This window comes from Streptomyces oryzae, assembly GCF_017676365.1.
Lineage (GTDB): Bacteria > Actinomycetota > Actinomycetes > Streptomycetales > Streptomycetaceae > Streptomyces > Streptomyces oryzae.
The window spans coordinates 41,209-51,631 of the sequence record NZ_JADKMA010000024.1; the positions used below are offsets into that span (position 1 = coordinate 41,209).

Here is a 10,423-nt window from a genome sequence, read left to right on the forward strand (position 1 = left end):
CGCTGGAGCGCCCGTCGGGAACCGGCCGGCACGCTGCTCTTTTCAGAGCGAGGGTGCGTCAAGGCGGCTCAGCGGTTGGTCCGGAGCCTCCGCTGCGGCCTCCAGCAGCCGTACCCAGCACGCGAAGAGGGCCTCGATCGTCGGTCGTTCGAACACGTCGGTGCTGAATTTGATCATTCCCTCCAGACCGGCGGGGGTGCCGTCAGCACTCCGGCGTTCCGTCAGCCCGATGGAGATGTCCTCGTGCGCGGTTCCGGCGTCCACGGGAACCTCCCTCACCTGCAGCCCGGGCGGCTCGAACTGGTCTTCCGGGAGGTTCTGCAGGATGAGCATGACCTGGTACAGGGGGCGTTGGGAGAGGGATTGTGCGGGGTCGTCGCCCGCCACCAGATGATCGAAGGGCACATCCTGGTGGGCGTAGGCGGCCAGTGCCGTATCGCGGACCTGCTCGACGAGTTGGGTGAAGGTCGGATCACCGGAGGTGTCGGTCCGCAGAACGAGGATGTTGACGAAGTATCCGACGAGGTCGTCGAGCGCCTGGTCGGTGCGCCCGGCGATGGGGGAGGCCACGGGGATGTCGGTGCCCGCGCCGATCTTGGTCAGCAGGGCGGCCAGACCCGCGTGCAGCACCATGAACAGGCTGGCGCCGGACCGGCGCGCCAGCCGTGCGAGAGCCGTATGCACGTCCGCGTCGATCCGGACCAGGACGTCGGCACCGCGGTGCGAGACGGCGGCGGGGCGTGGCTTGTCGAACGGAAGCTTCAGCTCACCGGGCATCCCGCTCAACGCGCGTGCCCAGTGGGCGAGCTGACGGTTCTGGAGGCTGTCGGGGTCGGCCGGATCCCCCAGCAACTGCCGATGCCACTGCGTGTAGTCGGCGTACCGCACCGGCAGCGGGTCCCATACGGGCTCCTCACCCCGGCTCCGGGCGACGTAGGCGGTCGTCAGGTCCCGGGTCAGCGGCGCCATCGACCAGCCGTCGGCCGCGATGTGGTGGACGACGATCAGCAGCACGTGCTCTGCCGGCCCGAGGGCGAACAGTTGTGCGCGCAGCTGCGGTTCGGCGGCCAGATCGAATGCGTAACGGGAGGCTTCCGTCAGCCGCTCCGGCAGCTCCTTCTCACCAACTGCGGTCACCTGCAGCCGGGGCCGGGCCACTTCCGCGTCGAGTACGTCCTGGAAGGGCTCACCGCCGGACTCGGGGAACACGGTGCGCAGGGGTTCGTGCCGGGTCACCACATCGGCCAGGGCCCGCTCCAGCGCCTTCTCGTCGAGCCGGCCGGTCATGCGCAGCGCCAGCGGGATGTTGAACGTGGGGCTGGGCCCCTCCAAGCGGTGCAGGAGAAGCATCAACTGCTGCCCCGACGACAGCGGCATCCTGGCGGGACGCGGCATGGGAGTCAGCGGGCTGCGTGCGGGCTGCGTGCCGCCGCCGAGGCACGCAGCCAGGTCGGTGACGGTGGGAGCTTCGAACAGCGCGCGCACGGTGAGCTCGGCGCCGAGCGTGGCCCGGATGCGGCTGGTCAGCCGGGTCGCGAGCAGAGAGTGACCGCCCAGCGCGAAGAAGTCGTCGTCGACGCCGACGTCGGACACCCCGAGCACCTCGGCGAACAGCTCACACAGCACCTGCTCTTCCGGCGTACACGCACTCCGACGCGGCCCCGCGCCAGCAGTGGCATCCGGGGCGGGCAGCGCGGCCCGGTCCAGCTTCCCGTTCGGCGTCAACGGCAACGCGTCCAGCCGCACGAAGGCCGTCGGCACCATGTGCTCGGGGAGTCGCTCGCGGAGGAAGGCACGCAGCTGGTCCAAAGCCGCCTCGGCCCCGGGAACGGGCACGGCGTAGGCGGCCAGACGTACGTCGCCCGGGCGGTCCTCACGGGCGACCACGGCGGCCTGGGCCACCTGCGGGTGGAGAGTCAGCACCGTCTCGATCTCGCCCGGCTCGATACGGTGACCGCGCACCTTGACCTGGTCGTCCACCCGGCCGGCGAATTCGAGCCACCCCTCAGGACGCCGGCGGCACAGGTCGCCGGTGCGGTACATCCGCGTCCCCGGCGGCCCGTACGGATCGGCCACGAAGCGCGCGGCGGTCGGGCCCGGCCGACGCAGGTAGCCGCGCGCCAATCCCGCACCGGCCACATACAACTCGCCGACCACGCCCGGTGGCACAGGCCGCAACGCCTCGTCCAGCACGTAGGCACGGGCGCCCGCGACCGGCAGCCCGAGAACGGGGGTCGCCGCATCGTCGAGCCGTGCGCGTACGGCGTCCACGGTGCATTCGGTCGGCCCGTACATGTTGTGGGCCACCAGCCCCTCCACAGCCCGCAGCTCGTGCCACAGCCGCTCGGGCAGCGCCTCGCCGCCGAGCACGGCAACGCTCGGCCGCCATCGCTCGCTCGTGAACAGTCCGTGGTCGATCAGAACACGCATGTACGAGGGCGTGACGTCGACGGAGTCGATCCGGTGGCGGAGGAGCCAGGCTGCGAACCGTTCCCCGTCCGCGTAGGTCGCACCGTCGGCCACATGCAGTTCGTGCCCGGTCATGAGGGCCGCCAGCTGGGCCCAGGACGCGTCGAAGGAAACCGAGGCGGTCAGCGCCACCCGCAGCCGCTCCCTTCCTGCCCGCGCGGCAGCGGGGGTGAACACCTGCTCCCCGTACTGGGCCACCGTCTCGGCCACGCCGGCGTGCCGGGCCACCACGCCCTTGGGTTCCCCGGTCGTCCCCGAGGTGTAGATCACGTACGCCAGTTGGTCGGGCAGCAGCCCTGCGACCGGGTCGGCCTCGCACTGCGCCGCCAGCTCCCGGGCGGTCCCGGGCGCGTCGAGCAGCAGGTGCGGCAGACGGGACCCGGAATCCACTGCGTCGACGGTGGCCGTATCCGACAGCAGCAGCACGGGTCGCGCGTTGTCGAGCATGCCCGTGAGGCGGGCGGTCGGATGGCCGGGGTCGAGGGGGAGGTAGGCGGCACCGGATTTGAGCACGGCGAGGATCGCCACGACGAGGTCGGCCGAACGCGGCAGAGCGAGGGCGACCACATCCTCGGCTCCGACGCCGCGAGCGGTCAGAGCATGGGCGAGCCGGTTGGCCCGGACGTTCAGGTCACCGTAGGTGAGGGTGGTGCCGTCGGCCACAACGGCGACCGAGTCGGGGGCGGCGCTCACCTGCTCGCGGAAGACTTCGGGGAGTGTGCGCGCACGCTCCCGCGTCACCCTCTCCTCCGCGGTTCCGCCCAGGGCGCGGCGCCGCTCGTCGGCCGACAGGACGTCGATGTGGCTGATCGGCCGGTCCGGGTGCTGCACGGCCGCCTTCAAAAGCCGCGTCCAGCGCACGGCGATGTCCTGGACCGTGGCGTGGTCGAACAGGTCGGTGGCGTACTCGATCGCCCCCGTCAGACCGAGGCACTCGCCGTCCCCAGAGTGCTGCTCGGAGACGACGATGTCCAGGTCGAACTTGGCTGTCGGCGTCGCCACGGGTGCAGCGGTGGTTTCCAGACCCGGGAGGCAGAACGCATCGGCCTCGTTGGTGTCGATGGAGAGCATCACCTGGAACAACGGGTGCCGGGACGGTGACCGGGCCGGGTTGATCGCCTCCACCAGATGGTCGAAGGGCACCTCCTGGTGGGCGAATGCGGCCAGTGCGGTCTCACGAACGCGTTCCAGGAGCCGGCGAAAGGTCGGGGCGCCGGAGGTGTCGGTGCGCAGCACCAAGGTGTTGACGAAGAAGCCCACCAGATCGTCGAGGGCTTGGTCGGTCCGTCCGGCGATGGGGCTGCCGACAGGGATGTCGTCACCCGCGCCGAGCTTGGTGAGCAGGGCGGCCAGTCCCGCGTGCAGCACCATGAACAGGCTGACCCCCGAGCCGCGTGCCAGCTCCGTGAGAGCCGTGTGCAGTTCCGCGTCGATACGGAGGGGGACATCGGCGCCGCGGTGCGAGGCGACGGCCGGGCGGGGCCGGTCGGTGGGGAGCGGGATGCCGTCGGGCAGGCCGGCCAGCGCTCGTGTCCAGTAGGCGAGCTGACGGTTCAGCAGGCTGCCGGGATCGGCGGCGTCGCCCAGCAACCGGCGCTGCCACAGCGTGTAGTCGGCGTACTGCACCGGCAGCGGCGCCCACCCCGGCTCCTCCCCCCGGCGACGAGCGGCGTACGCCGTCGCCAGGTCCCGGGCCAAAGGCGCCATCGACCAGCCGTCGGCTGCGATGTGATGGACCACGAGCAGCAGTACATGTGCGCTCGGGCTCACGGCGAAGAGCTTGGCGTGCAGCGGAGGTTCGGCACCGAGGTCGAAGGCGTGCTGGGCGGATTCCGTGAGCCGCGAGGGGAGACTCTCCTTGTCCACCTCGACGACCGGAAGCAGCGGACGCGCCGCCCAGGGCTCCAGGATCTGTTGCCGGGAGACGCCTCCGGCCTCCGGATAGACGGTGCGCAGGGTCTCGTGCCGGATGACCACATCCAGCAGCGCCTGCCTCAGCGCGGTCCGGTCGAGCTCGCCGGAAAGACGCAACGCCAGGGGGATGTTGTACGTCGCGTCGGGCCCCCGCATCCGTTGCAGGAACAGCAGCCGCTGCTGCGCGTACGACAGCGGTACGGGATCGGGCCGTTCGAGGGCGGTCAGGGCCGGGGGCTTCTCCTCCGCGCTGTGCAGCCGGGCCGACAGCCGGGCGACGGTGGGTGCCTCGAACACGGCACGCAGATCCACGCCGGTGCCGAGGGTGGCCCGGATGCGGCTGCTGAGGCGGGTGGCCAGGAGCGAGTGGCCGCCGAGTGCGAAGAAGTCGTCGTCCACACCGACGGCGGGAAGACCCAGCACCTCGGCGAACAGCTCGCACAGCACCTGTTCATCCGGCGTACGCGGAGGGCGGCCGGTAGCTGCGGTCGTGGTGACGGCGGGCGCGGGCAGCGCGGCCCTGTCCAGCTTGCCGTTCGGGGTCAGCGGCAGTTCCTCCAGCGCCACGAAGGAGGAAGGCACCATGTGGTCCGGCAGCCGGTCCCGCAGACGCTCGCGCAGGCGATCGCGCATCGAGGCGATATCCGCCTCGGCCCCGGACGCCGGCACCACATAAGCCACCAACCGTCCCTCCCGCACCTCGACGGTGGCGGAAGCGACGCCGGAATCGCTGACGAGAGCGGCCTCGACCTCGCCGGGTTCGACGCGGTGACCGCGCACCTTGACCTGCTGGTCGCCGCGCCCTGCGAACTCCAGCACTCCGTCGGAACGCCACCGGGCCAGGTCACCGGTGCGGTACATCCGCCGCCCCGGAGGGCCGAACGGATCGGCCACGAAACGCTCGGCCGTCATCCCCGGCCGCCTCAGATAACCACGCGCCAGCCCCACCCCCGTGATGTACAGCTCACCCACGGCGCCAGGCGGTGTCGGGCGCAGCGCGCTGTCCAGCACATGGACACGGGTGGCGGGGATCGGCGTCCCGATCGGTGGCTGGGCGCCGTCAGGTGCGAGCGGCTTGCTCATGGTCGCGCACACGGTGGCCTCGGTCGGTCCGTACGCGTTCACCATCCGGCACTTCGCGGACCAGCGGTCCACCAGGCTCGGCGGACATGCCTCTCCTGCTACCACGAGGGTGCTCACGGCGGCCTGTGTTTCGTCCACCGCGGCCAGCGCTGAAGGCGGCACGGTCGCATGAGTGACCGACACGTCCGGATCGGTGAGGGCGGCCACCGGGTCAGCGGTGGGCGGGAGCACCAGGGTTGCGCCGGTCAGCAAGGCGGTGAACAGCTCCGATACGGAAGCGTCGAAGCTGGGCGGGGCGAACTGGAGGACGCGGCTGTCCGCGTCGATCGCGAAGCGCTCCGCCTGGGCAGCGACCAGGTTCGCCACGCCGGTGTGGGTGACCACCACCCCTTTGGGCAGGCCGGTCGACCCCGAGGTGTAGATCACGTACGCCGGGTGGGGCGGGTCCACCAGGCGCCCCGGATCGGTGTCGGGCCGGCCCTGAGCCAGTTCGGCCACCGCCCGCGGGTCGTCGATCACGAGGGTCGGCCGCGCGTCGGTGAGCAGATACGCGATCCGCGCCGCCGGATACGCCGGGTCCACGGGCAGGTAGGCCGCCCCCGCTTTGAGCACCCCCAGGATCGCCGCCACCAGTTCCTGGCTGCGTGGCAGCGCCAGGGCCACCACGTCCTCGGCGCCGATTCCCCGGGCGATGAGTGCGTGCGCGAACCGGTTCGCGCGGCCGTTGAGTTCGCCGTAGGTGAGGGCCGTATCAGCGGCACGTACCGCCACTGCCCCTGGTGTGCTGCGCACCTGCTCCTCGAACAGCGCCGGTACGGGAACGGCGGTCGCCCCGCGGGCCGGTGCTTCCCCTTCGCCGGTCAAGCGCTGCCGCTCGTCGGCCGAGAGGAGATCAACCATGCCGACCGGGAGACAGGGTTCGCATTCCGCCAGGTCCGCCAGCAGGCGCAGCAGCCGCTGCTGATGGTCCGCGAGGGCCGCCTCGTCGTACACCTCGGGAGCACCGCGGAGTTGCAGTTGAGGGCCTTCGCCGTCCCGGCGGTCCCACACCGCGATCATCAGGTCTGCGAACAGGCCGGCGGATGTCTGGTGCGCGGTGCAGCGGTGGCCGTCGAAGGTGAAGTCGTAGGGGAAGCCCATCAGATTCACCACGGGCGAGAACGCCGTGCCGGCGGCACGGGGCAGACCGAGTTCCCGATGCAGGTCCTCGCCGCGATAGCGCTGGTGCGCCACCGCCTCCCTCACCCGGTCGTCGACCTGGGCCAACAGGCTGCCCAGCGACATGTCGGGCCGCACGGTCAGCCGCAGGGGCACCCCGTTGGCCAGCATTCCAGGAGTCGTGCGGGAAACGTGGTCAGGACGGCCGGAGACGGCCAGCCCCACGACGATGTCCCTGGTACCGGTCAGCCGGTGGATGTAGAGCGCCACCGCCGCGATCACGAAGCGGTTCTGAGTGATGTCGGCGCGCCGCGCTGCCGCACGCAGGGCCTGAGGGCGCAGGAAGGGACGCACCTCCGTCGTGCGGGCCGTCCCGGGAGCCGGGTGGTGGGAGGGCTGCTCAGTTTTCGGCACGCCGTGACCCGCTGTCCCGAAGCCGAGGCGGGGCGGGATCGCCGCCGCCCGCTCCCAGCCTGCCAGTTGCCGGGCCCAGTACTCCCGGTCCTCGGCGTACTCCAGGGACTCCCGGTACTTCCGATCCGCCCGGACCAGGGCCGACAGCGGGCCGAAGGGGCTGCGGCCGATCCGCCGTCCGCGGGCCAAGGCGGTGTAGACCTCCGCGGTCCTGCGTGCCACGAGGGAGCGGCCGAAACTGTCCATGACAGCGTGGTGGTACGTGTGGGACCACCAGAACCGGTCCGGCGCCAACTTGAGCAGAGCGAAGCTGAACAGCGAGCCTTCCGCCAGCTCCATGGGCCGGGCCAGTTCCTGGGCGATCCACGCGCGTGCCGCCGCCTCCGGGTCGGGTTCGTCGCCGACATCGACGACCGACAGGGACCAGGGCAGCTCAGGCTCCAGGGTCTGTACCGGGCCGTGGTCGCCCAGCACCAGACGGGCCCGCAGCGCGTCGGTTTCCGCGACGACCTGGCGCAGCGCCGCCTCGAACACTGCCGGATCGACCGGTCCCCAGATCTCCAGGTACTCCCCGACGCGTAACGCGGCGCCGGCCTGTGGAGCGTGCTGCTCGGAGAACCAGATCTCGCGCTGGGCGGCTGTCAGCGGCAGGGCCTCCGCCGACGGATCCGCCTCGTACTGCGCGGCCGGCGCCGGACCGTCCTCCTCAGCGGCAAGCTCATGACGGGACACGGGCAACCTCCTGCAATGTCCGACGACCTCCACCCACCCTCCACACCCGTCGGCGCTGAGCCGACCGACGGGCACATGCAAACGCCCGCCATGGTTCGGTGGGACGACACCGCGCCCGGTCGACAGAACGACAACTGGCATGCTGTGCGCAGCCCGTCGGCGTGACCGGTTCTGTTCAGCAGGCTCATCGTGCCAGCCGGGACCGCGCGCTCCGGCCGTGGAAGATCATTCCTACCCAAAGGGATGAAATCCTGCTCCCGGGGCATGGCCGCGCGACCGGCACGCTCCTCCAACTCACGCTGGTGCGGGCGCAGTTCGTCGATGAAGTCTCCGTAGCCGAGTGCGGCCGGGCCTGCCTCTGCGGCTGGCCATGGCGCTGCGTGGATCTGGCTACCGGCGGTCCCGGGCACCGGCAACCGGGCCGGACTGCTGTGCCGGTGAGCAGCCGCAGCTGTGCCGGAGGACCAGACCGGCCTGTGCGGCGGGCCGGGGGGAGGTGCCGTCGAGGAGCAGGTCGACGGCTTGCTGCGCCATGGAGCGCAGAGGCTGTTCGGTGACCGTGAGGGCGGGGGCTGTGTAGGCGCTGTCGGGTGTTCCGTCGAGGCTGACGACGGCCAGTCGGCCGGGTACGGGCACTCCGGCGGCGTGAGCCGCGGCGAGGACTCCGATGGCCTGCTCGTCGCTGCCGGTGATCAGGGCCGACGGCATGGCGTCCTCGTTGATCAGCTGCCGGGTCAGGGCGGACGCCGCGGCTCGCGAGTATGCGCAGCGCAGGAGCGGGGATGCGGTACCGGAGAGCGCCGTCTCCCAGGCTGCGCGGCGTCGGCCGACAGGTCCGGCGTCGTCGGGCCCGGCAAGGAAGGCGATGCGGGTGTGCCCATGAGTGCGCAGATGGCTGACAGCCTCGAGGACAGCTGCGTCGTTGTCGGCCGTCACGGCGAAGGCTCGCCCGGTCCTGGGTGATTCCGGTGCGTTGTGGACGTAGACGGTGGGTACTCCGGCTGCGCGGGCTTCCACGGCGACGTCGGCGGCGCCGTCGGCCGAGACGATGACGAGTCCGTCGACCTGGGCGGCGAGGAAGCGGTCGGCGAGATGCTGCTGCCGATTGGCCGAGTAGTCGGCGTTGCCGATCAGGGTGAGCTTTTCGCGCTCGTCCAGTGCCTGTTCGATGTGCCGGGCCAGGGCCCCGAAGTAGGGGTTGGAGGCGCTGGCCAGGATCAGGCCGACAACGCCGGTGGTGCGTGAGCGCAGGGCGCGGGCAACGCGGTTGGGGCGGTAGTTGAGTTCAGCGGCGGCGGCGAGGACTCGTTCGCGGGTCTCGGGCGCGACCGGTCGGGGGCCGTTGTTCATCACATAGCTGACCACCGCTGTCGAGGCGCCCGCCTTGCGTGCCACGTCCGCAAGGGTCGCCGCCTTGCCTGCTCGTTTCGTCATAGCTCTTGCATTCTCCCTGTCTAAACGATTAGACAGTCAGCGTGAACGTACCCACCACCGGCCGAGTCGTGGCCGTCGGATCGGCGAACACCGACCCGATGCCGCGCCGCACGGCGCTGCCGTCGCCCGGCGAGTCGCCAACTGGTTGCCTCCTTCACGGAAGTCCGCTCCCGTGAGCTGGAGCGCCTCCTCCACCACGCACTTGCCGGGCCACACATCCCGCCCCCGTGATCTCACGTGACGCTCATGAACGCTCATCGACGCGCATGACTTGTTCTGAAAGGAGCACGGCCGTGCCGGCGCTTCCCCTGATCATCGACACCGACACCGGATCCGACGACGCGGTCGCGCTGCTGATGGCCGCGGCCAGCGGGCTGGGCGACATACAGGCGGTCACCACGGTGGCGGGCAACGTGCCCGTCGAGACCGGCACGCGCAACGCACTGATCTCCTTGGAGACGGCGGGACGCACCGACATCCCTGTCCATCCCGGCTGTATCCGGCCGATGGTGCGGGACCTGTCCACCGCCCAGCATGTGCACGGTGAGGACGGCATGGGCGACATCGGCCTGCCCGATCCCACAGCCCGCCCCAAAGAAACCCACGCGGTGGAGGTGTTGCTGTCCCTCCCGCGTGCACGTCCGGGAGAGTTGACACTGGTCACTCTCGCCCCGCTGACCAACATCGCTGCCGCCCTGCTGCGCGATCCCGAACTGTTCAGCCGCTACCGGCAGGTGTACTGCATGGCAGGCGCCGCCGACCTGTGCGGCAACATCTCGCCCACCGCCGAGTTCAACGTCTGGGCCGACCCCGAGGCCGCCCGAATCGTCACGCAGGCCGCAACCCCCGGACGAGTCACCTGGACAGGCTGGGACGTCTCCCGGCGAAACGCCGTCATGACACCGGCCGACCAGCAACGGCTGGAGGAACTGGACACGCCCATGGCGACTTTCGCCCACCGCATCAACCGCACCGTCGCCGACTGGGCCCGCGAGGTCACCGGGCTGGCCGGTTACGACCTGCCCGACCCCGTGGCCATGGCCGTCGCCCTCCAGCCGGATCTGATCACCGAGCAGGAACAGGCCCACGTCGACATCTCGGTCGCCGACGACACCCGCGGACAGATGGTCATCGACCGGCGCGTGTCCGCTCCCGCCCCCAACCTCACCCTCGTGCGCGGTGTGAACGAGGCCGGTTTCAAACAGCTCCTCTTCGACAC

At 70.9% G+C, this 10,423-nt stretch carries 3 protein-coding genes; 1 reads left to right on the forward strand and 2 read right to left on the reverse strand.

What is annotated here, in order from left to right:
- Positions 1 to 42 precede the first annotated feature (42 nt).
- Both ITI46_RS07465 and ITI46_RS07470 read right to left on the reverse strand, forming a co-directional pair.
- Positions 43 to 7,770, reverse strand: a complete 7,728-nt coding sequence (locus ITI46_RS07465) for a non-ribosomal peptide synthetase (protein ID WP_307808090.1) — start codon at positions 7,768 to 7,770, stop codon at positions 43 to 45.
- Positions 7,771 to 8,160: 390 nt separating this feature from the next.
- The gene (locus tag ITI46_RS07470; protein ID WP_209238625.1) at positions 8,161 to 9,204 is read right to left on the reverse strand and encodes a LacI family DNA-binding transcriptional regulator; all 1,044 of its coding nucleotides are present in this window, start codon (positions 9,202 to 9,204) and stop codon (positions 8,161 to 8,163) included.
- A gap of 293 nt (positions 9,205 to 9,497) precedes the next feature.
- On the opposite strand from ITI46_RS07470, the gene ITI46_RS07475 reads away from it, so the two are divergent.
- A partial coding sequence (locus ITI46_RS07475) for a nucleoside hydrolase (RefSeq protein WP_209238626.1) occupies positions 9,498 to 10,423 on the forward strand: 926 nt, incomplete at its 3' end.